The following is a 24,157-nucleotide window of genomic DNA, read 5'->3' as shown; positions in this document are numbered from 1 at the left end:
ATGTTAAATAATTGAGTGTTTGCGCTGTAAATGTAGATTGCAGGCATCGTGCCAGCCAGCGATAAAAATGCATAAACCGGAGGGGTAAACGAAAAATCAATAACTTAAAAACACTCACTATTCATATAAAATGAATAAAAAGTGCATAGTTTTAACGTGCCGCCTGATTTTCGACACGAAAACAAGAAATATTATGCAGTGGTAAAATATAATGCTGGAATTGTGATCGCCTTCGGGATTTGCCTGCCGTTTTCGCCCCATTTTTGCGCATCGAGATCAATTTTGGTGCAAATGTTGCTTTATTTTTGTCCGCCAGACGCGCCTATGGCAACGATTAGCTTCAGCGCAGCAACCTGCGCCGTTTTCTGCTACCATCCTGCAACAATTAACCTGACAACCTGGCAGCGACTATGAAATTTGTCTCTTTTAATATCAACGGCCTGCGCGCCCGTCCTCATCAGCTTGAAGCCATCGTGGAACAGCATCAGCCGGACGTTATTGGTCTGCAGGAAACCAAAGTGCACGACGATATGTTCCCGCTGGAAGACGTTGAGAAACTCGGCTATCACGTGTTTTATCATGGCCAGAAAGGTCATTACGGCGTGGCGCTGCTGACCAAAGAGAAGCCGATTTCGGTGCGAAAAGGCTTCCCGACCGACGACGAAGACGCCCAGCGGCGCATTATCATGGCGGAAATCCCGTCTGAATTTGGCAACCTGACGGTGATCAACGGCTACTTCCCGCAGGGCGAAAGCCGCGATCATGAAACCAAATTCCCGGCCAAGACTAAGTTTTACCAGGATCTGCAGGACTTCCTGCAGGGTGAACTGCGCCCGGAAAATCCGGTGCTGATCATGGGGGATATGAATATCAGCCCGACGGATCTCGACATCGGGATCGGTGAAGATAGCCGCAAGCGCTGGTTGCGCACCGGGAAATGCTCGTTCCTGCCGGAAGAGCGTGAGTGGATGGCTCGCCTGCTCGGCTGGGGCCTGGTGGATACTTACCGCCACGCTAACCCGGAAGCACAGGACAAATTCTCTTGGTTTGACTACCGTTCAAAAGGCTTCGACGATAACCGTGGCCTGCGTATAGATCTGCTATTGGCAAGCCAGGGGCTGGCGCCGCACTGCGTGGCAACCGGGATCGACTACGACATTCGCGGCATGGAAAAACCGTCCGACCACGCCCCTGTTTGGGCGCAGTTTAAGCGGTAAGGGAAATACTGAAGGTAGACACATCTTCAGACAAGGATAGCGAGATGCCGTTTTTCCCCCTGACGAGGCGCGAACAGAATGCGTAAAATCCTGTTTTTGCTGCTGGCCACGCTGGTCATCTCGCTGTTAATCCTGCTGCCGCCGGGCACCCTTAGCCTGGCGACGCTGCAGAAATATCACGCTCAGCTTAGTCTCTGGCACGCCGAACGCCCGGCGCTGGTGATGAGCGCCTTCTTCCTTGGTTATTTCCTGATTTCCGCCCTTTCCATCCCCGGCACGCGCATTATGACCCTGATGGGCGGCGCGCTGTTTGGGCTGGTCGAAGGCACCGTACTGGTTGCTACGGCGGCAGCCAGCGGCGCAACCGTGGCGATGTTGCTGAGCCGTTATTTCTTGCATGACTGGGTACAGCGGCGCTTTGCCACCACCATGGCAAAGATCAACGAGGGCATTAAGCACAATATTACACACTGCCTGTTTGCCCTTCGCCTGGTGCCGGTTCTGCCCTTTTCCATCATCAACCTGCTGATGGGCCTGACGCCGATTTCCGCCGTTCGCTTCGCGATAGTGACGCTGCTTGGCCTGCTGCCGTCTATCGTGCTGTACATCAGCACCGGCCGCCAGCTTAGCCAGGTAGAAAGCCTGCGGGACATTATTTCCCCCACCATGCTGCTGTTATTGGCGCTGATTGGCCTGCTGCCGCTCCTGTCTCACTGGCTGATAAAAAGAACCCGCTTAAAAAGTTAAACGCCCCCGGCTATCGAAGGCGTTTTGTCGTTACCCTTGTGAAAGCAGCGTCACGTCAACATTGCCGCTAATCGCACGCGAGTACGGGCAAGTGGCGTGGGCGGTCGCGAGCAAAGTTTCCCGCTGGGCCTCGCTCAGCCCAGGCAGCCTGACGTGAAGCGTCACCGCCAGCGCAAACTGGCTGTCGTTATCGACTTTTCCCAGCGAAACACTGGCGTCCACGGCGGTTTCCTCCGGAATGCGGATAGCCAATTTTTTCCCCGCCAGCCCAATCGCCCCCATAAAGCAGGCGGAATAACCGACGGCAAAAAGCTGTTCTGGATTCGTCCCCGGCTTGCCGGATCCCGGCGTGCTGAGCTGCACGTCCAGGCTGCCGTCGTCCGAACGCCCGTGCCCGCTGCGAGCGCCAACGGTAGTGGTATGGGCGGTATAAAGCACTTTCTCGAGTTTGCTGGACATCGTGATTCCTCAATCGTGGGTAAGAAGAGCCGCCATTTAACTACCGCTATGTATCTGCCATATGTTCTCCGCCAGGCCAAAATGTATAAGTCTGTATCCGCTTCATGACCTGGCTCAAGCTCGCTGTCACGCTCCCTCCGCTATACTCCCCGCCTTTACTGCAGCGGTACGGTATGACGATGGATAAACAAAAGAGAAGAGGTAGATGTGCGTAAGAGTCTCTTTGCGCTGCTGGTCATCATGGCGGGGTTGTTTTGGTATCTGCTTCCTCCGGGCACAATAAGCCTGTCGGCACTTCAGCACTCTCAGATAGCGTTTGCGCACTGGCATGCGCAGCACCCAATATTGGCGATTGTGATTTTTTTGGGCTGCTACTTTCTCACCGCCACCTTTTCCATTCCCGGTGCCACCCTGCTCACGCTGCTGGGCGGCGCTATCTTTGGTGTGGTGCAGGGCACCGTGCTGGTTGCCCTGGCGGCCACTGCAGGTGCGACCGTCGCCATGTTAATCAGCCGTTACCTGCTGCGGGACTGGGTGCAGCGCCGTTTCTCGCGCATGATGGAAAAAGTGAACCAGGGCATACGGCGCGACGGCGGCCATTATCTCTTTGCCCTGCGGCTCGCGCCGGTCTTCCCTTTTGTGCTGGTGAATTTATTAATGGGCCTGACGCCAATGGGCGTCGTTCGCTATGCCGCGATCAGCCTGCTCGGCATGCTGCCTGCCATCGTGGTCTACATTAACACCGGCAGGCAGCTGAGCCAGCTACAAAGCCTGGGCGATATTCTCTCCCCCGGTATGATGCTGGTGTTTGCCCTGCTAGGGCTATTGCCGCTGGCCGCGCGCTGGCTGGCCAGACGAACAGCCCCATAACACGCTGAGGACTTTCTCTTGCAACGCTTAATATCTGGCATACGGGCGCTGATGGTTGCCCTGACGATGATCGGCTTTAGCGCCGTCGCCCAACCTCAGTCCTGGCAGAATATTCGCCAGCAGGCCAACGGCCAGACGGTTTATTTCAACGCCTGGGGCGGCGATCCTGCCGTTAACGGCTATCTGGACTGGGTCAGCCGTGAGGTAAAAACGCATTACGGCGTGACGCTTAAAGTTGTGAAGCTGGCGGACGCGGCCGATGCGGTGAGGCGCATTCAAAGCGAAGCGACTGCGGGCAGAAAAACCAACGGATCGGTAGATCTGCTTTGGGTCAACGGTGAAAATTTTAGCGTGCTCAAGCAGGCAGGATTGCTCAGCGAAAACTGGGCCGAAAATCTGCCAAACTGGCGATATGTTGACGTGAAAAAACCTGTGCGGGAAGATTTCTCGGTACCGGTTGACGGGGCAGAAGCGCCCTGGGGAAGCGCCCAGCTGATGTTCATCGGCGATAAGAAACGCACGCCGACCTTCCCACAAAATGCAGAACAACTGTTGGCCTTCGCCAAAGCCCATCCCGGCAAGCTCAGCTACCCTCGCCCGCCGGATTTTACCGGCACGGCGTTCCTTGAACAGCTTTTGATTGTCTTGACCGAAAAACCGGCCGCGCTGAAAACGGCCCCGGATCCCGGCACCTTCGAGCAAGTCACCGCCCCGCTCTGGCGTTACCTTGACCAGCTTCATCCGTTCCTCTGGCAAAAAGGAAAAACGTTCCCGCCGACGCCGGCGCGCATGGATCGTATGCTGGCCGACGGCGAGCTGCTGCTGTCAGTGACCTTCAACCCGGCGCACGTCGACAATCTGATCTCTCGCCGCCAGCTCCAGCCGTCGGCAGAATCCTTTGGCTTTAGCGCCGGTATGCTGGGCAACGTGCATTTCGTCGCTATTCCGGCGAACAGCAGCGCCAAAGCCGGAGCGCAGATCGTGGCCAATTTCCTGATGTCCCCGGAAGCACAAATCCGCAAAGCCGATCCGGCTGTCTGGGGCGATGCGAGCGTGCTGAGCAGCAACGCACTGCCGCCACCGCACAAAGCACAGCTTGAGGATCTGGTGCCCAAAAGCCAGCATCCGGTTCCTTTCCTGGCAGAACCTCACGCCGCCTGGGTTAACGCGCTGGAGCAGGCCTGGCTTCAGCGTTACGGGTCGCGATGAGCCGCGGCTTTACGCTTGCCGGAGCACTGGCGGCGGGCCTGGTGTTTGTGCCGGTGCTGCCGGGGTTTGCGCTGATAGTGCCGCCATTGTTACAAAGTGAAACCTGGCTTGCCGTCTGGCAGGACTCACAGTGGCCGGAAGCCTTAATGACCACGCTGGTTTCAACCACTCTCAGCGTGGGCGGTGCGCTGCTGTTGACGTTAATCCTTCTCTGCACCCTGTATCCCGGCGAGCGCTGGCAGCGCTATCTTCAGCGCCTGCCGCTGCTGCTGGCGCTGCCACACGTCGCCCTTGCCAGCGGCTTTTTCTTCCTGTTTTCGGCCAGCGGCTGGCTGGCGCGCCTTTTCAACCTTTCTCTGCCGCCGGATAACTACGGCTTTACCCTCGGCCTCATGCTGGCGCTAAAAGAAGCCTGGTTCTTGCTATGGTTCTCAGCCGCACAGCTACAAAGCGAACAGCTGAGCCAGCAGATAACGTTTGCCAGAACGCTCGGCTACGGCGAGCTACAATCCCGTCTCTACGTGCTTGTGCCACAGCTCTTGCCGCGCCTGGGCTGGGCTTTAGTGGCGGTGACGGCATACAGCCTTTCGGTCGTGGATGCCGCGCTTATTCTTGGCCCCGCTAACCCGCCCACTTTTGCCGTGCTGGCCTGGCAATGGTTAACGGACAGCGATATTTCTCGGCAGGACATGGGCCTGGCGGCCTCCTGCGTGCTGCTGCTTTTGCTCGGCGGTTTTATGGTTTTCGGGCGGTTAGCGTGGGAAGCATTTAAACTGCGAATCGGGCGTTTTTCAGGCAAGCGATGTGCCCTGAATCTTACCTCAGCAGGCACTGTGGCCAGCGCTTCACTTTCTCTGTTCGGCTTTATGGCTCTCGCCATGCTTGTCATCTGGTCCTTCGCTGAAGGCTGGTTCTATCCGGCGCGCTGGCCTGAAAGTTTAACGCTTAGCGGTTGGCAGCAGGCTGAACTGGTGCCGGTCTGGACAAGTTTTGTGGCCGGGCTTATCAGCGCTTTGATCGCGCCAGTCGTGACAATATTGTGGCTAAAGGGCTGCCCGCGCCGGTACGATCGCTGGCTGTATCTGCCGCTGCTGCTGCCTGCGCTGCCGCTGGCCGCCGGGCAGTATCAACTCCTGCTCAGGCTGAACATGGAAGGAAGCTGGGCCGCGCTTATCTGGAGCCATTTGCTGTGGGTCGTGCCTTATACGCTGTTGATTCTGGCCCCAGCCTGGCAGCGGATTGACGCTCGTCTGGTGCTGACAGCGCAAACTTTCGGCTGGTCGCCGGGGAAAATTCTCTGCCTTATCCAGATCCCATTGCTTGTCCGGCCTTTACTGGCGGCGCTGGCCGTCGGTTTTTCGGTCAGCATCGCGCAATATTTGCCTACGCTTTATGCCGGGGCAGGCCGGTTTGCCACCGTCACAACGGAAGCCGTGGCGCTCAGCAGCGGCGGCGATCCACAGCAGTTTGCAATCCAGGCCCTGCTGCAAATGCTGCTGCCGCTGGCCGTATTTATCGCCACAATCTCAGCCAGCCGCCTGGCTGGCACCCACAGAAAAGGATTGCGCTAATGCTCAGCGTGCGAAATTGCTCCCTCTCTCGCAATGGCGAACCACTGCTGGCGAGTATCAGCTTTGACGTTGCGCCGGGTGAGATTGTTACGCTGATGGGCCCGTCTGGCGTGGGTAAATCGACGTTTCTGAACTGGATGATCGGCGATTTAGCCCCGGAGTTTAGCGCCCAGGGCACGCTGCGGCTTAACCAGCGCAGCCTGACTTATTTGCCCGTTGAACAGCGCCGCATCGGCATTTTGTTCCAGGATGCGCTGCTATTCCCTCACCTTAACGTTGGGCAAAATCTGTTGATGGCGATTCCCGCCTCCGTCGCTGGGCGCTCGCTGCGGCAGCGTGTTGTTTCGGAGGTCCTGGAAAGCGCCGGGCTGGCAAACTATGCCCGCAGAGATCCGGCCACGCTCTCCGGCGGGGAACGAGCGCGCGTCAGCGTCCTGCGCGCCCTGCTGGCCGAACCCGAAGCTTTGCTGCTGGATGAGCCCTTTTCCCGGCTCGACCTGCCGCTGCGCCAGGGCTTTCGGGAATTTGTCTGGCAAAAAGCCCAACTGCTCAAACTGCCGGTCGTGCTGGTTACTCACGATGAGCAGGATGCGCCGACCCACGGCCAGATTATCCGGCTTTAGCCCATCGAACATGAGGTATCGCAAAGAAGCCAGCGCCAGCGAGGACTAAACTTTCGGCTCTTTTGCTATCCTTCAGGTTATTAGATGAAACGTGTTTCTCAGCTAACCACCGCCCTGCTGCTTGCCGGGCTGCCCCAGGTCACTTTTGCCACCTCGGTACCCACTGAAATGAACCTCTCCAGCGTAAAAGCCGTAAACGGTGCCGTGATTGATACTCGGCCGAGCGCGTTTTACAACGGCTGGCCGCAAACCTTAAACGGCAACGGCGGCCATGAACCCACAGCCTTGAATCTTTCGGCCTCCTGGCTTGCGCTAATGAGCGATGAGCAGCTTTCAACGTGGGCTAAGCAGCATCAGTTGAGCAAAACCGGATTGATGGCGCTGTATGGTAGCGACGCTCAGGCCGTGAAAACTCGCTTAGAAAAGCTGGGGTTTACGCAGATTGCAATGCTGACCGACGCCCTGCAGGATCCTTCCCGCCTGCAAAAGCTGGCGCATTTTGAGCAGCTGGTGTACCCGCAATGGATCCATGATTTACAGAATAAAAAACCGGTCACCGCAGCGCCTGCCGGGGAGTGGAAAGTGATTGAAGCGGGCTGGGGCGCGCCGAAAAAATATCTGCTCAGCCATATTCCCGGCGCGGGCTACATCAACACCGAAGAGGTGGAGAGCGAGCCGCTGTGGAACAAAGTGTCCGACGACAAGCTGAAAACCATGCTGGCGAAGCACGGCATCCGGCACGATACGACCGTCATTTTGTATGGGCGTGATGTCTACGCGGCGGCGCGCGTGGCGGCGATCATGCTGTACGCCGGCGTGAAAGACGTCCGTCTCCTGGACGGAGGCTGGACGACGTGGAGCGCAGCGGATCTGCCCGTTGAACGTGGCCTGCCCAGCCAGCCAACACCAGCCCCCGACTTCGGTGCCCCGATTCCCGGCCAGCCTCAGCTGATGCTGGACATGGAACAGGCGCGCGCGCTGCTGCACCGCAAAGATGCTTCTCTGGTCAGCATTCGTTCCTGGCCGGAATTTATCGGCACCACCAGCGGGTACAGCTACATCAAGCCCAAAGGCGAGATTGCGGGCGCCCGCTGGGGCCACGCGGGCTCTGACTCCACGCATATGGAAGACTTCCATAATCCGGACGGTACCATGCGGGCAGGGGACGACATCGCCGCGATGTGGAAAAACTGGAATATCTCGCCGGATCAGCAGGTTGCTTTTTACTGCGGAACCGGATGGCGCGCTTCCGAAACGCTGATGTACGCGCGGGCAATGGGCTGGAAGAACGTTGGCTTGTATGACGGCGGCTGGTACGAATGGAGCGCTGACCCTAAAAATCCTGTCGTGAGCGGCGAGCGTAAACCGAACTGATGCCGACTTGAGGACTTCCCCCCCTCACCCTAATCCTCTCCCCCACGGGGCTAGGGTGAGGGGGTTAATCTGCGGAGTCATCCAGTCGTTTTAACGTCTTATACCCGCCCCAGATGCGGTTGAGCGTGGTAAGCCAGCAAAGCCCGCCGAAGATCCACGCCTGCCAGGCAAAACCGTCCGGGAACAGGCAGCCAAGCACAAACAGCAGGAGAGTTTCGGTACCTTCCGTCAGTCCCCCCAGATAATAAAACGATTTATGGGCGTAGCCTGGATTCGCGATATCGTGCTTCTGCGCCAGGACAGCAAACGCCAGGAAGCTGCTGCCGGTACCGATGAACGAGAACAGCAGCCACGCGCCTGCGAGAGCATTTTGCGCCGGGTCCGCGAGAATAAAGCCAAACGGCACAAGGGCATAAAAAAGAAAATCCAGCGTAATATCGAGGAAGCCACCGGCATCGGTTAGCCCTCTGCGTCTCGCCAGCGCGCCGTCCAGGCCATCAAACAGCCGGTTAAAGATAATGGCAACCAGCGCCGGGACATACCATTGCAGTGCCAGAAAAGGCAAAGTGAGCCCGCCAATCGCGAATCCTGCCAGCGTCAACCTGTCCGGCGTGATAGCGGGCTTATCAAGCACGGCCGCCAGGCGATTAAGCACGGGTTTGATACGCGGGTGAAGGTAGCTGTCGAACATCTAGCGTTTTCCCTTCGTCGGGCATAACCCCTGGGAGGGAATATCCAGTGCGGCGTTAAAGCGAGCCGAAAGGTTCTGGAAGGCAATCAGCGCGGTGAGTTCGGTCCCCGCCTGGTCGTTGAAATGCTGCTTGAGCCTGTTTTTTAACTCGTCGGTCACCTGTGGCGGCGTGGCGGTCATCGCTTCGGCGTAGGCCAATGCGACCCGCTCTTTCTCACTAAATATCGACTCATTTTGCCAGTTGGCCACCGCCAGCACCTTATCCATCGACTGACTACGCTCTGCAAGACGCAGGCTGTTAGCGTCGATACAAAATTCACAGCTGCACAGCTGCGATACCCGGGTCATCACCAGCGAACGAATCACCGGGTCGATTTTTGCCCGGCGTCTTTCCAGAAAGCCGACAAACAGCGCCACCAGCCAGAATAAATACGGCAGTCGCCCCCACCAGCGGGTCGGGTTCAGCACCGCACCAAAATTTTTCTCCTGCATCGCCACAATCGGGCGCAGGCTTTTGGGCAGCGTTTTAAGGGGGGCAATCCAGGGCTCGCTTTTCGTTTCCATCATTCAGTTACTCTTTTGCTGGCATCTCAGGACGAGTATTATGCCACGCCAGCCCCACGGAAAATTGACACCCATGCTAAAAAACCTTGATGTTGTCGCGGCTATTATCGAGCACGAAGGCAAAATTCTGCTCGCCCGTCGCCCTGAAAATGGCGATCAGCCCGGCCTGTGGGAATTTCCAGGTGGGAAAGTAGAAAGGGGAGAAACGCAGCCTGAAGCGCTCGCGCGGGAACTACTGGAAGAGCTGGGAATTACGGCACAAATTAGCGGCTACGTGGCCAGCCATCAGCGCGAAGTGAGCGGGAGAATGATTCATCTGCACGCCTGGCATGTTGAGGCCTTTAGCGGCAAACCCATCGCCCATTGCCACAGCGAGCTGGTCTGGTGTGAACCGCCGGAGGCGCTTGGCTATGCCCTCGCCCCGGCGGATGTCCCACTGTTGAAGGCGTTTATGGCTTCACGCGGCGCCAGACCAGCGGATTAGTCCCTAAGACTTTGTCATCACGCTGGCATTGCAGCAAAATGCCTTCCGTCTTCACCACCGCCCCTTCAGAATAGTTTTTATTTTCATAAATACAGCACTGGTTGCAGGGCGGCGTCTGCGGCTGATTGCTGTTGGTGAACACTTCCGGCGGGATCACCACGTCAACGTCAGGCTGACGGGACTGCACCGCCATCGCTGGCAGACTCATCATTAGCCCCACGACGGCGGCGAGCAGGCTTTTTACTGGCATCATCACTTCCCTCTTTTTTGACCCAACGTTTTGCTTTTTTTCCGTCATCCTGGGCTTTGATACCCTTAAATGCGTGCCGCACCGGCGTGGTTCGCGCCTGATGAATCAGCTCATAAAGCGTTTGCACCAGCGGCTGCATAAAGTCCTGATAGCGGCACTGCTTTTCGCTGATTTGCGTCAGCGTTGATTCCCAGTGCGCGGTCATGTCTGGCCTGGCGGCCAGCTCCGGCAGCGAGTGGATCAGCGCCCGCCCGGCCTCCGTAGAATGAATATAGCGCCCTTTCTTGACCAGAAAAGCGCGTTTGAATAACAGTTCGATGATCCCGGCTCGCGTCGCCTCGGTGCCTAATCCGTCCGTGGCGCGCAGGATCTTTTTCAGATCTTTGTCCTGCACAAAGCGCGCAATCCCGGTCATCGCGGACAATAATGTCGCATCGGTAAAGTGGCGCGGCGGCTGAGTTTGCCGTTCAACCACTTCGCCATGCTCGCACAGCAGTTCGTCCCCTTTCGCCACCACCGGCAGCGGCGTGCCGTCGTTCTCTTCATCGCGCTCTTTATTGCCCAGCAGCGCCCGCCAGCCCGCTTCGGCAAGGAAACGCGCTTTAGCGATAAATTTGCCTCCGGCGATATCCAGATCGATGGTGCATTTACGGAATACGGCGTCGGCACAGAACTGCATTAAGTATTGACGGGCTATCAGGCCATAAACTTTAGCCTCATTTTCACTTAATGAGATTGCAGAGCTGCGGGCCGTGGGAATAATCGCGTGGTGGGCATCCACTTTTTTATCGTCCCAGCAGCGGTTACGCAGATCGGCATCCACCGCGGGCTGCGGCAGTAAATCCGGCTGATGCACGCTGATGGCGTTCATCACCGCATGCCGCCCGGCGAAGTGCTCTTCGGGCAGATAGCGGCAATCGGAACGCGGATAGGTGATCAGTTTGTGGGTTTCGTACAGCTTCTGGCAAATATCCAGCACGTTCTGGGCGCTCAGCCCAAAGCGTTTCGCCGCCTCGATTTGCAGGCTGGAGAGCGAAAACGGCAGCGGCGCGGTTTCCGATTCCCGTTTATCTTTATAAGCGGTGACCAGCGCCGGGTGGCCGTTGATACGCGCGACGACGTGCTCCGCCAGCTTGCGGTTCAGCAGGCGGCCTTCTTCGTCCTGATGGGGTTCGCAGGATTCGCTCGGCTGCCACACCGCCACAAAACGCTCGTCCGCTGGCGTCACGATGTGGGCTTTTACTTCGTAATAATCTTTGGCGACAAAGTTTTCAATCTCTTCATCACGGCGCACGACCAGACCCAGCACCGGCGTCTGGACGCGGCCCACAGACAGTACGCCCTGGTAGCCCGCATTGCGCCCGAGAATGGTGTAGGCGCGGGTCATGTTAATCCCGTACAGCCAGTCAGCACGGGCGCGGGCCAGCGCCGAAACGCAAAGCGGAATAAATTCGCTGTTGGCGCGCAGGCGGGAAATCGCCCGCTCCACGGCCTGCGGGTTAAGGTCGTTGATCAGGCAGCGCTGCACCTGCTGGCGCTTTTCCGGGGCAAGCTGGAGATAGTCCAGCACTTCATCCACCAGCAACTGCCCTTCGCGATCGGGGTCACCCGCGTGAACTACTTCGGTTGCCTGAGCCAGCAGCTTTTTAATCGCGTTGAGCTGTTTAGTCACGGAGGGGCGAGGCTGGAGCTGCCACTTTTCCGGCACAATGGGCAAGTCAGCGAGGTTCCAGCGGGCATATCGCCCGTCGTAGGCGTCCGGCTGCGCCTGCTCCAGCAGGTGGCCAATGCACCAGGTCACCACCTGGCCATTGCCGCATTCAATAAACCCATCGCCGCGACGATGGGGCTTGGGCAGCACGTCGGCAATGGCTCGCGCAAGGCTTGGTTTTTCCGCAATAAACAGCCGCATGAATTAACGGATCTCGATCATTGGGCGGCCAGCGCGGGCCTCTTTCAATTCACCGATGGCGCTGAGCTTAATGCCGTTCCGCTCGGCAGCCGCAAAGACTTCGGCTTCGGCATCCGCACGAACCGCCAGCAGCAGGCCGCCGGAAGTTTGCGGGTCGCACAGCAGATTGCGCCAGGCCTCCGGCATCTCGCCGACAAGCTGGCCGTAGCTGGCAAAGTTGCGGGAGGTGCCGCCAGGCACGCAGCCCTGCTCGATGTAGCTTTCCACACCCGGTAATTTTGGCACGCATTCAAACCAGACATCAGCTTGAACGCCCGCGCCTTCGCACATTTCGCTCAGGTGGCCCAGCAGGCCAAAACCAGTCACGTCCGTCATCGCGGTCACGCCCGCAATATCGGCAAACTCCGCGCCGACTTTGTTCAGCTGGCACATCGTCTCTGCCGCCAGGCCTTTGTGCTCTGGCAGCAGCAGGGATTTTTTCTCGGCGGTGGTCAACACGCCAATGCCCAGCGGTTTGGTCAGGTACAGCTTGCAGCCTGCTTCAGCAGAGCTGTTTTTCTTCACTCGCTCGGTGGGCACAACGCCGGTCACCGCGAGGCCAAAAATCGGTTCAGGCGCGTCAATCGAGTGGCCGCCGGCCAGAGAAATCCCCGCCTGCTGGCAGACAAAACGCCCGCCTTCGATAACCTCACGAGCAATTTCGGGCGCCAGCGTATTAATCGGCCAGCCGAGAATAGCGATCGCCATAATCGGTTTCCCGCCCATGGCGTAGATGTCGCTGATGGCGTTGGTCGCCGCGATACGGCCAAAGTCGAAGGGATCGTCCACGATCGGCATGAAGAAGTCGGTGGTACTGATGATACCGGTGCCGTTGCCCAGGTCGTAAACCGCCGCATCGTCGCGGGTTTCGTTCCCCACCAGCAGATTAGGATCGACAAACTTCGCCTGCTCGCTGTGCAGGATGGTTTCCAGCACCTTCGGGGAAATTTTGCAGCCGCATCCTGCGCCGTGGCTGTACTGGGTCAAACGAACGGTTTGCTTCATGGACTTTTCCTTTCTTCGCCAAATTCTGTACCCAATATGGTAGCGCTCAAACGCCCTGGTGGTAAGTCTGGCAGTCCTAATTCGCGTGCCGTTGCTCACTAAGCAGGCAAAGCGGAAGTTTTTTGAAGCCAGGCCGCATTTTGCCGATGCGCTCTTTTACTCAAATATGACAGTAATGTTACAACCATCGAGGCAACTATCTGGACAACCCACGCATGTAAGGAATAACAATGAAAAAACGCGTATTAGCCTTCTGTATTGCCGGCCTGTTCTCCTCTGCGGCCTTTGCCCTTGCCCCTCCGGGAAATGACGCCACCACCAAGCCCGATCTCTATTACCTGACCAACGCCCAGGCCATTGACAGCCTGGCGCTGCTGCCGCCGCCGCCTGAAATCGGCAGCATTGCGTTTCTGAACGATCAGGCGATGTATGAGAAGGGCCGCCTGCTGCGCGCCACCGAACGCGGCAAGCTGGCCGAAGAAGATGCCAACCTGAGCGGTGGCGGCGTGGCTAACGCTTTCTCCGGCGCGTTTGGCTCGCCAATTACCGAAAAAGATGCGCCGGAACTGCACAAGCTGCTGACCAACATGATTGAGGACGCCGGTGACCTCGCCACGCGCGGTGCAAAAGAAAAGTACATGCGCATCCGCCCGTTTGCCTTCTACGGTGTGCCAACCTGTAACACCAAAGAGCAGGATAAGCTGTCGAAAAATGGCTCTTATCCGTCCGGGCATACCTCAATTGGCTGGGCTACCGCGCTGGTGCTGGCGGAAATCAACCCGCAGCGCCAGAACGAGATCCTGAAACGCGGGTTTGATCTGGGGCAAAGCCGGGTGATTTGCGGTTACCACTGGCAGAGCGATATTGATGCCGCTCGCGTCGTGGGATCTGCCGTAGTGGCCACGCTGCATACCAACGCCGCCTTCCAGCAGCAACTGCAGAAAGCGAAAGACGAGTTTGCGAAACAGCAGAAGAAATAAGAAATGGAACCTGCCGGGTCAGCGCCCGGCAGGATAATGTCCAATCAGAAGCGAGAAACGAACGCAGAAGTATCCGGGGTGCTGATGGTCGTCGACGCTTTCAACTGCGGCGTGCCGAGGTAGAGGAAGCCCACCACTTTGTCCTGCTCGCGGCCACCCAGTCCTTCGCGCACCAAATCATTTTCAGTCCACGCGCCGCTGCGCCAGATACCGTTAAAGCCCTGGGCCACCGCCGCCATTTGCATCGCCATCACCGCACAGCCTGCGGAAACCACCTGCTCCCACACCGGCACTTTATGGTTAGTCTCGCAATGCGCGACCACAGCAATGATTTGCGGGGCGCGGAACGGCGATGTACGCGCCTTTTCAACGCTTTTTTCATCCATGCCGGCCGCAAGGGCTGCTTTCTCTAAAAGCTGAGCAAAGCGCTCGCGCCCTTCCCCTTCAATAACAATGAAGCGCCACGGCTGGAGCGTACCGTGGTCCGGCGCGCGCATCCCGGCACGCAGAATATTTTCCAGCACTTCACCCGCCGGAGCCGGCTCGGCCAGACGGGAGGCGCTACGGCGGTTAATCAAAAGTTCAAGTGCATCCATTTAAAAGCCCCTTACTGACAGGAAATGACTGGCAAAGCGTGGAGGTTGCCCCAGTCCGTTAAATGATTTTCATTCACAAAATTAACACAGCCGTAGTTTTTGTTACAGCGCCGCCCCGATTTCCTGCTGACATTTCCTCGCCCTCTCTTTAGGATAGCCTTTACTTTCGCCGCTTTAGCCAGCTTCATTGCGGCGTGCGGGTAATACCCCTGTTGAAGGTTATGGAGAAAACATGCGCACCATTGGGCGATTTATTAGCGGCTTTTTTAAGTGGACCTGGCGTCTGCTTAATTTTATTCGGGAATTTATTCTCAACTTGTTCCTTATCCTGCTGATCCTGGTCGGAGTCGGCATCTGGATGCAGGTAAAAAGCACGCCTGCAGAACCTGCGCGCGGGGCGCTGCTGCTGGATATCACCGGCGTGGTGGTAGACAAACCGTCGGTCAGCAATAAGCTGGGCGTGATTGGCCGCCAGCTGGTGGGCGCCAGCTCTGACCGTCTGCAGGAGAATTCCCTGTTCGACATCGTCGACGCCATTCGTCAGGCGAAAGATGACCGCAATATCACCGGCATCGTGCTTGACCTGAAAGATTTCGCCGGGGCCGACCAGCCGTCAATGCAGTACATCGGTAAAGCGCTGCGCGAGTTCCGCGACGGCGGCAAGCCGGTTTATGCCATGGGCGACAGCTATAACCAGAGTCAGTACTACCTGGCAAGCTTTGCCAATAAAATCTGGCTCTCACCGCAGGGCATGGTTGACCTGCACGGGTTTGCCACCAACGCGCTGTATTACAAAACCCTGCTGGATAAGCTGAAGGTCTCGACCCACGTCTTCCGCGTCGGCACTTACAAATCAGCGGTTGAGCCGTATATCCGCGACGATATGTCCCCTGCCGCGCGCGACGCGGACAGCCGCTGGATTGGTGAGCTGTGGCAAAACTACCTGAACACCATCGCGGCCAACCGCCAGATCACCGCTCAGCAGGCTTTCCCTGGCGCTCAGGCGCTGCTGGATAACCTGCAAAAACTGGGTGGCGACACCGCAAAATATGCCCTGGACAATAAACTCGTGGACGAGCTGGCGAGCAGTGCTGCTGTAGACAAAGCACTGGTGAAGCAGTTCGGCTGGAGCAAAGCCAACAAAGACTTTAGCTACACCAGTATTTACGACTACACCGTGAAAAAACCGTCTGAGCAAGGCGATGCCATCGCGGTGATCTTCGCCAACGGCGCGATTATGGACGGGGAAGAAACCCCGGGCCAGGTCGGCGGCGATACTACGGCCATGCAGATCCGTGAAGCGCGTCTGGATCCGAAGGTGAAAGCCATCGTCTTCCGCGTGAACAGCCCTGGCGGCAGCGTCACTGCGTCCGAAACCATCCGTGAAGAGCTTGTGGCTGCGCGTGAAGCCGGGAAGCCAATTGTGGTTTCCATGGGCGGCATGGCGGCATCCGGCGGGTACTGGATCTCCACCCCGGCGAACTACATCATCGCCAACTCAAGCACGCTGACCGGCTCGATTGGTATTTTCGGTGTCATCAACACCGTAGAAAACACCCTCGATGCGATTGGTGTGCATACCGACGGCGTATCAACGTCGCCGCTGGCCGACGTGGCCGTGACCAAGAAACTGCCGCCTGAAGTACAGCAGATGATGCAGCTCAGCATCGATAACGGCTACAAGCGCTTTATTGGCCTGGTGGCGACGTCCCGTAAGAAAACGCCGGAGCAAATCGATCAGATTGCTCAGGGCCACGTCTGGACCGGGGAAGATGCCAAAGCCAACGGCCTGGTGGACAGCCTGGGTGACTTTGACGACGCCGTGGCCAAAGCCGCCGAGCTGGCGAAGCTGAAAAGCTGGCACCTGGCGTTCTGGCAGGATGACGCGACCTTCACCGACATGGTCTTTAACGCCATGACCGGCTCGGTACGCGCCGCGCTGCCGCAGGCCATTCAGGCTTACCTGCCAGCGCCACTGGCGGATGCCGCGCTGGCGGTCAAGGCCCAGAATGACAAATTCGGCACCATGAACGATCCGCAAAACCGTTACGCCTTCTGCCTCACCTGCGGCGATGTGCGTTAATTTACTCAAATGAATCAAAGCCCGGTTAAACCGGGCTTTTTTTTTCCGTCATCCTCTCTATACTCTGCCGCAAATATCGAAAGCCTCGAGCAAAACTATGCCAAAGAAATCTATCTACGTTGCCTACACCGGCGGTACTATCGGGATGCAGCGTTCTGAACACGGCTACATTCCTGTTTCCGGCCATCTTCAGCGCCAGCTGGCGATGATGCCTGAATTCCACCGCCCGGAAATGCCGGACTTCACGATCCACGAATACGATCCGCTGATGGACTCTTCGGACATGACGCCTGAAGACTGGCAGCACATCGCCGACGACATCAAAGCCCACTACGACGAGTATGACGGCTTCGTGATCCTCCACGGCACGGACACAATGGCGTTTACCGCCTCGGCGCTCTCGTTCATGCTGGAGAACCTCAGCAAGCCGGTGATCGTCACGGGTTCACAGATCCCGCTGGCGGAGCTGCGTTCTGACGGGCAAATCAACCTGCTTAATTCGCTGTACGTGGCGGCCAACTACCCGATCAACGAAGTGACGCTGTTCTTCAACAATCGTCTCTATCGCGGGAACCGCACCACCAAAGCCCATGCCGACGGCTTTGATGCCTTTGCTTCACCTAACCTTGCGCCGCTGCTGGAAGCCGGGATCCACATCCGCAAGCTGAATACGCCGCCGGCCCCGCACGGCGAAGGCGAACTGATTGTCCACCCGATCACGCCGCAGCCGATTGGCGTGGTCACCATCTATCCAGGCATTTCTGCCGACGTCGTGGGCAACTTCCTGCGTCAGCCGGTCAAGGCGCTGATCCTGCGTTCTTACGGCGTGGGTAATGCCCCGCAGCAGGGCGCGTTCATTAAAGAGTTGCAGGAAGCTAGCGCGCGCGGCATCGTGGTGGTTAACCTCACGCAGTGTATGTCCGGCAAAGTGAACATGGGCGGCTATGCTACCGGCAACGCGCTGGCGCAGGCGGGCGTTATCAGCGGCTTTGATATGACGGTGGAAGCGACGTTAACCAAGCTTCACTATCTGCTGAGCCAGGGTCTGGATGCCCAGGCGATCCGTGATGCCATGTCGTGCAACCTGCGTGGTGAACTCACCCCCGACGAATAAGGAACGCCAATGGCGCGACGTGCTTTGCTGTTGATTGATTTGCAGAACGATTTTTGTGCCGGTGGCACGCTCGCGGTTCCGGAAGGTGACAGCACCGTTGAGGTCGCTAACCAGCTTATCGAACTGTTTAACGCCCGCGGTGAAAACGTGGTTGCCACTCAAGACTGGCACCCGGCAAAGCACGGAAGTTTCGCCAGTACGCAAGGCACTGAATCTTTTTCTGAGGGCATGCTCGACGGCCTGGCGCAAACCTGGTGGCCCGATCACTGCATTCAGAACAGCGAAGGGGCGAAACTTCACCCGCTGCTGAAGGCTTCCGGCGTCCATAAGATCGTCTATAAAGGCCAAAATCCGGCTATCGACAGCTACAGCGCGTTTTTCGATAACGGCCACCGGCAGCAAACCGAGCTGGATGCCTGGCTGCGCGAGCACGACATCAGCAGCCTGGTGGTGTTGGGGCTGGCAACGGATTTCTGCGTGAAATTTACCGTGCTTGACGCGCTGGAGCTGGGTTATGAAGTGATAGTCATCACCGATGGCTGTCGCGGCGTGAACCTGCGGCCCCAGAGCAGCCTGGAGGCATTCCAGGAGATGGCGGTTGAAGGCGCCACGCTAATGACCTTCGCCGATTTTACCTGCCAATAATCGTAGGGGCGGCCCCCCGCCCCACACTTTTGTATCGATTCCGCTCACAATCTACGCTTTTTTTGCTCGCCCTAGCCTGGGAGCGCTCTCATAATCATATTCAGTGAATTTATTCAGCATGTTAGCTGATTTCGCTTTCCGCCGTTTTCGTCTGTTAAGCGTGGCCGGGGAGCTTTTATGTTGTGCCCGTCAAAGAGGAATCATTATGTCATTCACACGTAAAATGTTACCGCTGGTGGCCGCGGTGACGCTCGCCTGCAGCGGCGTTGCGCAGGCTGAATCTTTGCTTTCCGTGGGTTACTTCAACGGCGGCGGCGACGTCACTGCCGGTCCCGGGGGGGATATCAATAAGCTTGATGTTCGCCAGATTACCCACCTCAATTACTCCTTTGGCCTGATTTATAACGACGAGAAAGGCGAAACCAACGAAGCGCTGAAAGATTCGTCAAAACTGCATCAAATCTATCTTTCCCCAAAAGTTGTCTCCGACCTTGAAACCCTGCCGGCACTGCGGAAACAGAATCCACAGCTGAAAATCTTGCTGTCCGTTGGTGGGTGGGGGGCTCGCGGTTTCTCTGCCGCAGCAGCAACGCCTGAAAACCGCGCGGTGTTTATCCGCTCGGTGCAGGAAGTGATGGACAAATATGGCCTGGATGGGATCGACCTCGACTGGGAGTTCCCGGTAAATGGCGCCTGGGGCCTGGTGGATAAGCTGGACGCCGACCGGGATAATTTCACAGCCCTGCTGAAAGAGTTGCGTAAAGCCGTGGGCGACAAAAAACTGGTTACCATTGCCGTCGGGGCCAATGCCGAAAGCCCGAAAAGCTGGGTTGATGTGAAAGCCATTGCGCCGGTGCTGAACTACATCAACCTGATGACCTACGACATGGCATACGGTACGCAGTACTTCAACTCGAATCTCTATGATTCGAAAAAGTGGCCGACCGTGGCCGAAGCCGACAAGTACAGCGCTGATTTCGTAGTAAATAACTATCTCGCAGCCGGGCTGAAACCAGCGCAGATGAACCTCGGCATCGGCTTCTATGGCCGCGTACCTAAGCGCGCCGTAGAGCCGGGCATTGACTGGTCAAAACCAGACGCGCAGAAAAACCCGGTCACACAGCCCTACTTCGGCGAGCGTGAGCTGGAGCTGTTTAAAACCGCGCTGGGCGTGGATCTGACGAAAGACACTTACGTCAAATACAACGACCTGGTGAAGAAAATGCTGAACGACCCGCAGAAGCGCTTCACCGAAGAGTGGGATGACGACGCGAAGGTGCCGTACCTGACGCTGAAGTCTGCTGAAGGTAAACCGCTGTTTGCCATTTCCTATGAGAATCCGCGCTCGGTGAAAATCAAAGCCGAGTACATCAAGGAGAAGGGGCTGGGCGGCGCGATGTTCTGGGAATACGGCGCGGATGACAACAACCAGTTGGCGAAACAGCTCGCCGAGTCGCTGGGCATCGATCACGCTAAATAGCGGTTGACGCAGAAAAACGAAGGGAGACCAGTGAGTCTCCCTTTTGTTTACTGCAGCTTCATCGTTACAAACGGCGCAGGCTCGATGCCAAACTCCGCTTTCAGCTGCTGTTTGCTCTTCATCACCATCTGGCCATTGGTGTCGATAGTCATGTGCTGCGCCTCCGTGTTGTGGCGCGCCTGCCACAGCATCACCAGCTGGAGGCTGTTGTCTTTTTGCTCCTGGGTCAGCGCCACGCCATCAGGCCACTTTCCCAGCTCGACCGCGGTCGCCAGGCGCTGATAAATCTCCGGCGTCATCACGCTCAACATCTCATCCAGATTGCTCATTGGGCACCCCGTCGCAGAATAATTAGCTGAATCGATTCTTCAACCCTCAACCTGCTCACCATTTTGCCCGTCGGTGAAGCTCAGCGAGGCCGAGTTAACGCAATACCGCTCCCCGGTCGGCTGCGGGCCATCCGGGAACACATGGCCCAGGTGCGCGTCGCAGCTGCCGCAGCGGATTTCAACGCGTTCCATGCCGTGGGAATTATCGGTCAGATAGCGGATGGCATCGGGGCTGACAGGCTCGTAGAAGCTTGGCCAGCCGCAGCCTGAGTCGTATTTTGTTTCCGAAAGAAACAGCGGGGCCTCACACACCAGGCAGTGATAAATCCCGTCACGCTTATTATGCAGTAAACGCCCTGAATACGGCGGTTCAGTGCCGTGCTTCTGGGTCACGTAGTATTGCATTTCGCTGAGGTTTTTCTTATTTGAATCAGGGGGTAATTGATTAGACATAGGTGTACATCTCGGTCAGTTCAATTGGGACAGCTCACGGCCCCATTCTAACAAAAAATTAACAACACCGTGCTGCTTTTTGTTCTAAACTTAGCCCTGAAATTCTGGCACGGCACAAAGCGTGACGTGAATCACATTATTGTTGGGACTGGCGTTTAAAATCCCCCGCATCGTCCCCATTTGGATTTAAGCCCAAAAGGAAGCGTGAGGCGTTCAGTCGTACAAACCCTGGTCACAGGATTGATTTGTCGCAATGATTGACACGATTCCGCTTGACGCTGCGTAAGGTTTTTGTAATTTTACAGCCAACCTTTTATTCACTAAAAAATAGCTGGTGGAATACTATGACTATCAAAGTAGGTATCAACGGTTTTGGTCGTATCGGCCGTATCGTTTTCCGTGCTGCTCAGGAACGTTCTGACATCGAAATCGTTGCAATCAACGACCTGTTAGACGCTGACTATATGGCTTACATGCTGAAGTACGACTCAACTCACGGTCGTTTCAACGGTACTGTAGAAGTTAAAGACGGCAACCTGGTTGTTAACGGTAAAACTATCCGTGTTACCGCAGAACGTGACCCGGCTAACCTGAAGTGGAACGAAGTGAACGTTGACGTTGTTGCTGAAGCAACAGGTCTGTTCCTGACTGACGAAACCGCACGTAAGCACATCACTGCTGGCGCGAAAAAAGTTGTTCTGACTGGTCCTTCCAAAGACAACACCCCAATGTTCGTTCGCGGTGCTAACTTCGAAAAATACGCAGGCCAGGACATCGTTTCCAACGCATCCTGCACCACCAACTGCCTGGCTCCACTGGCTAAAGTTATCAACGACAACTTCGGTATCGTTGAAGGCCTGATGACTACCGTTCACGCTACCACCGCAACTCAGAAAACCGTTGATGGCCCGTCCCACAAAGACTGGCGCGGCGGCCGCGGCGCAGCTCAGAACATCATCCCTTCTTCTACCGGTGCTGCTAAAGCTGTAGGCGTTGTACTGCCAGAGCTGAAAGGCAAACTGACTGGTATGGCGTTCCGCGTTCCTACCCCTAACGTGTCCGTTGTTGACCTGACCGTTCGTCTGGAAAAAGCTGCTTCTTACGAAGAAATTAAGAAAGCAATCAAAGCTGCTTCCGAAGGCGCAATGAAAGGCGTTCTGGGCTACACCGAAGATGACGTAGTGTCTACCGACTTCAACGGCGAAGTACTGACTTCCGTGTTCGATGCTAAAGCTGGTATCGCACTGAACGACAACTTTGTGAAACTGGTTTCCTGGTACGACAACGAAACTGGCTACTCCAACAAAGTACTGGATCTGATCGCTCACATCTCCAAATAAGTTGAGATGAGAACCTGATCCTAAAGGGCGACTTCGGTCGCTCTTTTTTTTGCCTCAAATCACCAGGACTAAGGAAAAAAGAAATGATTAATAAAATTTTTGCACTTCCGGTCGTCGAACAAATTACCCCTGTGCTTACCCGCCGCGTAAACGATGAGCTGGACGTCATCGTCGTTGATCACCCACAGGTTCGGGCATCTTTCGCACTTCAGGGCGCACACCTGCTCTCCTGGCAGCCTGCCGGTGAAGATGAGGTGCTGTGGCTGAGCGACATCACCCCGTTCCATAAAGGCAAAGCGCTGCGCGGCGGTGTGCCTATTTGCTGGCCGTGGTTTGGTCCGGCGGAGCAGCCAGGCCTGCCGGCGCACGGTTTTGCCCGCAACCAGCCGTGGACGCTGAGCGCGCACAATGAAGACGCCAACGGCGTGGTGCTGACCTTTGAGCTGCATAACAATGCCGAGACGCTGAAGCTGTGGCCGCATGAATTCACGCTGTATGCCCGCTTCAAGCTGGGCAAAACCTGTGAAATCGAGCTGGAAGCACACGGTGAGTTCGAAACTACCTCTGCCCTGCACACCTACTTCAACGTCGGCGATATCGCAGATGTGAAGGTCAGCGGCCTGGGTAATCCGTATATCGATAAAGTGCTGAATGAAGCTCCGGGCCAGTTGACCGACGGCGTACAAACCTTCCCTGACCGCACCGATCGTCTTTATCTGGAGCCGGAAGAGTGCAGCGTCATTCATGATGCCAGCCAGTTGAAGCGCATCCTGAACGTGGTTCATCACCATCATTACAACGTGGTGGGCTGGAACCCAGGCCCGGCGCTGTCCGTTTCGATGGGCGATATGCCGGACGACGGCTACAAAACCTTCGTCTGCGTAGAAACCGCCTGCGCATCTAAAAAACAGAAAGCCAGCGCGGAAAAACCGACCCGTCTGAGCCAGACCATCAGCGTGGCGAAGAAAGGCTAAGCGACTTTCACCAGCTTAGGGCAAAGGCCGTCAACCTCTGCCCCATTAAAAAGCAAACGGGGCGCAAGCGCCCCGTTTTAGTGCACTGATTGCACCTATTAGAAGCTGTAGTTCACGCCCGTCAGCAGCACACCAGTCCAGTTGCTGTCGACCATTGGGCTGTCGGTCACTTCTTTGGACAAACGCATGTAGCGGCCCATACCGAACACGTTCCAGTCGGCGTTCAGCTTATAGTTGACGGACAGCTCAACGTACGGTGACCAGCTGTTACCCGCGTCGTACTCGTTCAGGCCGCTGCGGTTGGACTCCTTGCCGCTCACGCCGTAGTAGTAGTCGTTTTGATTCTTGCTGTCCCACACGACACCAATCCCCGGCGTGACCGTCAGGCTATCCGCGTTGTAGCGGTACAGCCAGGCGGTATCCCAGGTGATGCCGTTGCTGTTGTTCAGGATATCCCCGGCCAGCACGGTACGCAGGAAGCCATAGTCGGTGTTATGCACCCAGGACAGGCCCGCCATCACGGTAGAATGGCGGTAGTCCAGCGCGCGCATGCTGTCGTAATTGCTGTCTTTCGGCCTGAAATGCAGCGGCGAATAATAGGCGGTGACGGACAGCTTATCGGCCTGGTCATTCCACAAGTAGTAACCCGCGTTAAACCCGCGGAAGTAGAAATTGTCACCTTCATAGCCCAGCAGAGGCGCCGGATAGACGCGGTTCTGGTCACCTTTGTAAGGGTTTGGCGAAACCAGCGCCCCCGCACCGATAGACCATGGGCCCTCTGCGTGCGCAGCGGTAACGGAAGAGGCTAACAGTACGCCTAATGCGAGAATTTTGAATTTGGTCACAATCCTTTCAGTCCTTTAATCAAATAATCAGCGCAGGAAGTGTAACCGCCCTTGGCTCCCATCCCAAATAATTTACTTAGTCACAACCTTCAACCAACTTTTTAGCTTCCCGCAATCAGATGACGGCGGATTTTCAGCTTTATGTCAGCCAGATGAAAGCAAACACTGTCGCTTATCTCAAATACGAAATTTTTAGGATGAGTTATTGATATGTCATTGAAATTGAGCGTTGGCCGTATGCAAGTTTTGCAAATGCCATCTACGCTTTATTTTAGGAAGGTGAAACGCTGAGACGGCGGCGTG

General features: G+C 56.6%; 25 protein-coding genes. 15 read left to right on the top strand and 10 right to left on the bottom strand.

Annotated features, from left to right (window positions below):
* Positions 1–410 precede the first annotated feature (410 nt).
* Positions 411–1,217 carry an exodeoxyribonuclease III gene (gene xthA / locus F3J26_RS11890; protein ID WP_008456628.1) on the top strand — a complete coding sequence of 269 codons (807 nt, stop codon included), beginning with the start codon at positions 411–413 and terminating at the stop codon, positions 1,215–1,217.
* A 78-nt stretch (positions 1,218–1,295) separates the two neighbouring features.
* On the top strand, positions 1,296–1,964 hold the full coding sequence (locus F3J26_RS11885) for a VTT domain-containing protein (RefSeq protein ID WP_166994000.1): 669 nt from the start codon (positions 1,296–1,298) through the stop codon (positions 1,962–1,964).
* A 30-nt stretch (positions 1,965–1,994) separates the two neighbouring features.
* Here the strand turns inward: F3J26_RS11885 and F3J26_RS11880 are convergent, their stop codons facing one another.
* Positions 1,995–2,423 (bottom strand): organic hydroperoxide resistance protein, encoded by a 429-nt coding sequence (locus tag F3J26_RS11880; protein WP_008456632.1) that lies wholly within the window; start codon positions 2,421–2,423, stop codon positions 1,995–1,997.
* Between the two features lie 207 nt (positions 2,424–2,630).
* On the opposite strand from F3J26_RS11880, the gene F3J26_RS11875 reads away from it, so the two are divergent.
* The 5 genes from F3J26_RS11875 to F3J26_RS11855 all read left to right on the top strand — a co-directional run bounded on the left by F3J26_RS11875 (position 2,631) and on the right by F3J26_RS11855 (position 8,070).
* Positions 2,631–3,293 (top strand): TVP38/TMEM64 family protein, encoded by a 663-nt coding sequence (locus F3J26_RS11875; RefSeq protein ID WP_166993998.1) that lies wholly within the window; start codon positions 2,631–2,633, stop codon positions 3,291–3,293.
* Between the two features lie 51 nt (positions 3,294–3,344).
* The gene (locus F3J26_RS11870; RefSeq protein ID WP_166994068.1) at positions 3,345–4,502 is read left to right on the top strand and encodes an ABC transporter substrate-binding protein; all 1,158 of its coding nucleotides are present in this window, start codon (positions 3,345–3,347) and stop codon (positions 4,500–4,502) included.
* The gene (locus F3J26_RS11865; RefSeq protein ID WP_166993996.1) at positions 4,499–6,073 is read left to right on the top strand and encodes an ABC transporter permease; all 1,575 of its coding nucleotides are present in this window, start codon (positions 4,499–4,501) and stop codon (positions 6,071–6,073) included. The genes F3J26_RS11870 and F3J26_RS11865 overlap by 4 nt, the downstream gene beginning before the upstream one ends.
* Entirely contained in the window at positions 6,073–6,696 is a 624-nt protein-coding gene (locus tag F3J26_RS11860) for an ATP-binding cassette domain-containing protein (protein ID WP_166993994.1), read from the top strand. The genes F3J26_RS11865 and F3J26_RS11860 overlap by 1 nt, the downstream gene beginning before the upstream one ends.
* A gap of 84 nt (positions 6,697–6,780) precedes the next feature.
* Positions 6,781–8,070 (top strand): rhodanese-like domain-containing protein, encoded by a 1,290-nt coding sequence (locus F3J26_RS11855; RefSeq protein ID WP_166993992.1) that lies wholly within the window; start codon positions 6,781–6,783, stop codon positions 8,068–8,070.
* Between the two features lie 64 nt (positions 8,071–8,134).
* Here F3J26_RS11855 and F3J26_RS11850 read toward each other — a convergent pair whose 3' ends face one another.
* The gene (locus F3J26_RS11850) at positions 8,135–8,761 is read right to left on the bottom strand and encodes a CDP-alcohol phosphatidyltransferase family protein (protein ID WP_166993990.1); all 627 of its coding nucleotides are present in this window, start codon (positions 8,759–8,761) and stop codon (positions 8,135–8,137) included.
* Positions 8,762–9,328, bottom strand: coding sequence for a carboxymuconolactone decarboxylase family protein (locus F3J26_RS11845; protein WP_166993988.1), 567 nt, complete (start codon positions 9,326–9,328; stop codon positions 8,762–8,764).
* 70 nt (positions 9,329–9,398) lie between these two features.
* Between F3J26_RS11845 and F3J26_RS11840 the strand changes: the two genes are divergently transcribed.
* Positions 9,399–9,809, top strand: coding sequence for a pyrimidine (deoxy)nucleoside triphosphate diphosphatase (locus F3J26_RS11840; protein ID WP_166993986.1), 411 nt, complete (start codon positions 9,399–9,401; stop codon positions 9,807–9,809).
* Here the strand turns inward: F3J26_RS11840 and F3J26_RS11835 are convergent.
* From F3J26_RS11835 to selD, 3 genes are read right to left on the bottom strand one after another with little or no spacing between them, the layout of a single operon-like run.
* Positions 9,775–10,020, bottom strand: coding sequence for a YnjH family protein (locus F3J26_RS11835; RefSeq protein ID WP_286180254.1), 246 nt, complete (start codon positions 10,018–10,020; stop codon positions 9,775–9,777). The two genes, F3J26_RS11840 and F3J26_RS11835, sit on opposite strands and share 35 nt — an antisense overlap.
* Entirely contained in the window at positions 9,977–11,971 is a 1,995-nt protein-coding gene (locus F3J26_RS11830; protein ID WP_166993984.1) for a DNA topoisomerase III, read from the bottom strand. Before F3J26_RS11830 ends, F3J26_RS11835 begins: the two co-directional genes overlap by 44 nt.
* Positions 11,972–11,974: 3 nt before the next feature.
* Positions 11,975–13,015: a selenide, water dikinase SelD gene (gene selD, locus F3J26_RS11825; protein WP_008456654.1), complete on the bottom strand. Its 1,041-nt coding sequence runs from the start codon at positions 13,013–13,015 to the stop codon at positions 11,975–11,977.
* Positions 13,016–13,245: 230 nt separating this feature from the next.
* Here selD and phoC point away from each other — a divergent pair, with 230 nt between their 5' ends.
* Positions 13,246–13,995 (top strand): acid phosphatase PhoC, encoded by a 750-nt coding sequence (gene phoC / locus F3J26_RS11820; RefSeq protein ID WP_008456655.1) that lies wholly within the window; start codon positions 13,246–13,248, stop codon positions 13,993–13,995.
* Between the two features lie 44 nt (positions 13,996–14,039).
* Here the strand turns inward: phoC and F3J26_RS11815 are convergent, their stop codons facing one another.
* A complete protein-coding gene (locus tag F3J26_RS11815) occupies positions 14,040–14,591 on the bottom strand; it encodes an NAD(P)H nitroreductase (RefSeq protein WP_166874945.1) in 552 nt (183 codons plus the stop codon).
* Between the two features lie 232 nt (positions 14,592–14,823).
* Between F3J26_RS11815 and sppA the strand changes: the two genes are divergently transcribed.
* The 4 genes from sppA to chiD all read left to right on the top strand — a co-directional run bounded on the left by sppA (position 14,824) and on the right by chiD (position 19,913).
* The gene (sppA, locus tag F3J26_RS11810) at positions 14,824–16,674 is read left to right on the top strand and encodes a signal peptide peptidase SppA (RefSeq protein ID WP_166993982.1); all 1,851 of its coding nucleotides are present in this window, start codon (positions 14,824–14,826) and stop codon (positions 16,672–16,674) included.
* 97 nt (positions 16,675–16,771) lie between these two features.
* Positions 16,772–17,788, top strand: coding sequence for an asparaginase (gene ansA / locus F3J26_RS11805; protein ID WP_008456661.1), 1,017 nt, complete (start codon positions 16,772–16,774; stop codon positions 17,786–17,788).
* 9 nt (positions 17,789–17,797) lie between these two features.
* Positions 17,798–18,433 (top strand): bifunctional nicotinamidase/pyrazinamidase, encoded by a 636-nt coding sequence (gene pncA / locus F3J26_RS11800; RefSeq protein WP_166993980.1) that lies wholly within the window; start codon positions 17,798–17,800, stop codon positions 18,431–18,433.
* A 205-nt stretch (positions 18,434–18,638) separates the two neighbouring features.
* Entirely contained in the window at positions 18,639–19,913 is a 1,275-nt protein-coding gene (gene chiD, locus F3J26_RS11795) for a chitinase ChiD (RefSeq protein ID WP_166993978.1), read from the top strand.
* Between the two features lie 47 nt (positions 19,914–19,960).
* On the opposite strand, the gene F3J26_RS11790 is transcribed toward chiD, so the two are convergent.
* Entirely contained in the window at positions 19,961–20,242 is a 282-nt protein-coding gene (locus tag F3J26_RS11790; RefSeq protein ID WP_008456664.1) for a YeaC family protein, read from the bottom strand.
* A gap of 39 nt (positions 20,243–20,281) precedes the next feature.
* Positions 20,282–20,695 carry a peptide-methionine (R)-S-oxide reductase MsrB gene (msrB, locus tag F3J26_RS11785; RefSeq protein ID WP_008456665.1) on the bottom strand — a complete coding sequence of 138 codons (414 nt, stop codon included), beginning with the start codon at positions 20,693–20,695 and terminating at the stop codon, positions 20,282–20,284.
* Positions 20,696–21,039: 344 nt separating this feature from the next.
* Here msrB and gapA point away from each other — a divergent pair, with 344 nt between their 5' ends.
* Positions 21,040–22,035, top strand: coding sequence for a glyceraldehyde-3-phosphate dehydrogenase (gene gapA / locus F3J26_RS11780; protein ID WP_008456666.1), 996 nt, complete (start codon positions 21,040–21,042; stop codon positions 22,033–22,035).
* An 83-nt stretch (positions 22,036–22,118) separates the two neighbouring features.
* Complete coding sequence (locus F3J26_RS11775; protein WP_166993976.1) at positions 22,119–23,009, top strand: aldose epimerase family protein; 891 nt, start codon at positions 22,119–22,121, stop codon at positions 23,007–23,009.
* Between the two features lie 98 nt (positions 23,010–23,107).
* On the opposite strand, the gene F3J26_RS11770 is transcribed toward F3J26_RS11775, so the two are convergent.
* Positions 23,108–23,854 carry a MipA/OmpV family protein gene (locus F3J26_RS11770; protein ID WP_008456668.1) on the bottom strand — a complete coding sequence of 249 codons (747 nt, stop codon included), beginning with the start codon at positions 23,852–23,854 and terminating at the stop codon, positions 23,108–23,110.
* Positions 23,855–24,157: the final 303 nt, after the last annotated feature.

It is taken from the genome of Enterobacter sp. Ap-867, from assembly GCF_011752855.1.
Taxonomy (GTDB): domain Bacteria; phylum Pseudomonadota; class Gammaproteobacteria; order Enterobacterales; family Enterobacteriaceae; genus Cedecea.
Note: the sequence above shows the minus strand (reverse complement) of the source record. Positions and strands in the feature narration are given on the sequence as shown.

Coding starts and splice junctions, on each gene's coding strand:
- F3J26_RS11870 (WP_166994068.1), top strand. CDS start 3,345: ATGGTTGCCCTGACGATGATCGGCTTTAGCGCCGTCGCCCAACCTCAG.
- sppA (WP_166993982.1), top strand. CDS start 14,824: ATGCGCACCATTGGGCGATTTATTAGCGGCTTTTTTAAGTGGACCTGG.
- F3J26_RS11860 (WP_166993994.1), top strand. CDS start 6,073: ATGCTCAGCGTGCGAAATTGCTCCCTCTCTCGCAATGGCGAACCACTG.
- F3J26_RS11835 (WP_286180254.1), bottom strand. CDS start 10,020: ATGATGAGTCTGCCAGCGATGGCGGTGCAGTCCCGTCAGCCTGACGTT.
- F3J26_RS11855 (WP_166993992.1), top strand. CDS start 6,781: ATGAAACGTGTTTCTCAGCTAACCACCGCCCTGCTGCTTGCCGGGCTG.
- F3J26_RS11815 (WP_166874945.1), bottom strand. CDS start 14,591: ATGGATGCACTTGAACTTTTGATTAACCGCCGTAGCGCCTCCCGTCTG.
- F3J26_RS11845 (WP_166993988.1), bottom strand. CDS start 9,328: ATGATGGAAACGAAAAGCGAGCCCTGGATTGCCCCCCTTAAAACGCTG.
- chiD (WP_166993978.1), top strand. CDS start 18,639: ATGTCATTCACACGTAAAATGTTACCGCTGGTGGCCGCGGTGACGCTC.
- pncA (WP_166993980.1), top strand. CDS start 17,798: ATGGCGCGACGTGCTTTGCTGTTGATTGATTTGCAGAACGATTTTTGT.
- F3J26_RS11790 (WP_008456664.1), bottom strand. CDS start 20,242: ATGAGCAATCTGGATGAGATGTTGAGCGTGATGACGCCGGAGATTTAT.
- F3J26_RS11865 (WP_166993996.1), top strand. CDS start 4,499: ATGAGCCGCGGCTTTACGCTTGCCGGAGCACTGGCGGCGGGCCTGGTG.
- selD (WP_008456654.1), bottom strand. CDS start 13,015: ATGAAGCAAACCGTTCGTTTGACCCAGTACAGCCACGGCGCAGGATGC.
- F3J26_RS11850 (WP_166993990.1), bottom strand. CDS start 8,761: ATGTTCGACAGCTACCTTCACCCGCGTATCAAACCCGTGCTTAATCGC.
- F3J26_RS11775 (WP_166993976.1), top strand. CDS start 22,119: ATGATTAATAAAATTTTTGCACTTCCGGTCGTCGAACAAATTACCCCT.
- F3J26_RS11840 (WP_166993986.1), top strand. CDS start 9,399: ATGCTAAAAAACCTTGATGTTGTCGCGGCTATTATCGAGCACGAAGGC.
- msrB (WP_008456665.1), bottom strand. CDS start 20,695: ATGTCTAATCAATTACCCCCTGATTCAAATAAGAAAAACCTCAGCGAA.
- xthA (WP_008456628.1), top strand. CDS start 411: ATGAAATTTGTCTCTTTTAATATCAACGGCCTGCGCGCCCGTCCTCAT.
- F3J26_RS11880 (WP_008456632.1), bottom strand. CDS start 2,423: ATGTCCAGCAAACTCGAGAAAGTGCTTTATACCGCCCATACCACTACC.
- phoC (WP_008456655.1), top strand. CDS start 13,246: ATGAAAAAACGCGTATTAGCCTTCTGTATTGCCGGCCTGTTCTCCTCT.
- F3J26_RS11830 (WP_166993984.1), bottom strand. CDS start 11,971: ATGCGGCTGTTTATTGCGGAAAAACCAAGCCTTGCGCGAGCCATTGCC.
- gapA (WP_008456666.1), top strand. CDS start 21,040: ATGACTATCAAAGTAGGTATCAACGGTTTTGGTCGTATCGGCCGTATC.
- F3J26_RS11885 (WP_166994000.1), top strand. CDS start 1,296: ATGCGTAAAATCCTGTTTTTGCTGCTGGCCACGCTGGTCATCTCGCTG.
- ansA (WP_008456661.1), top strand. CDS start 16,772: ATGCCAAAGAAATCTATCTACGTTGCCTACACCGGCGGTACTATCGGG.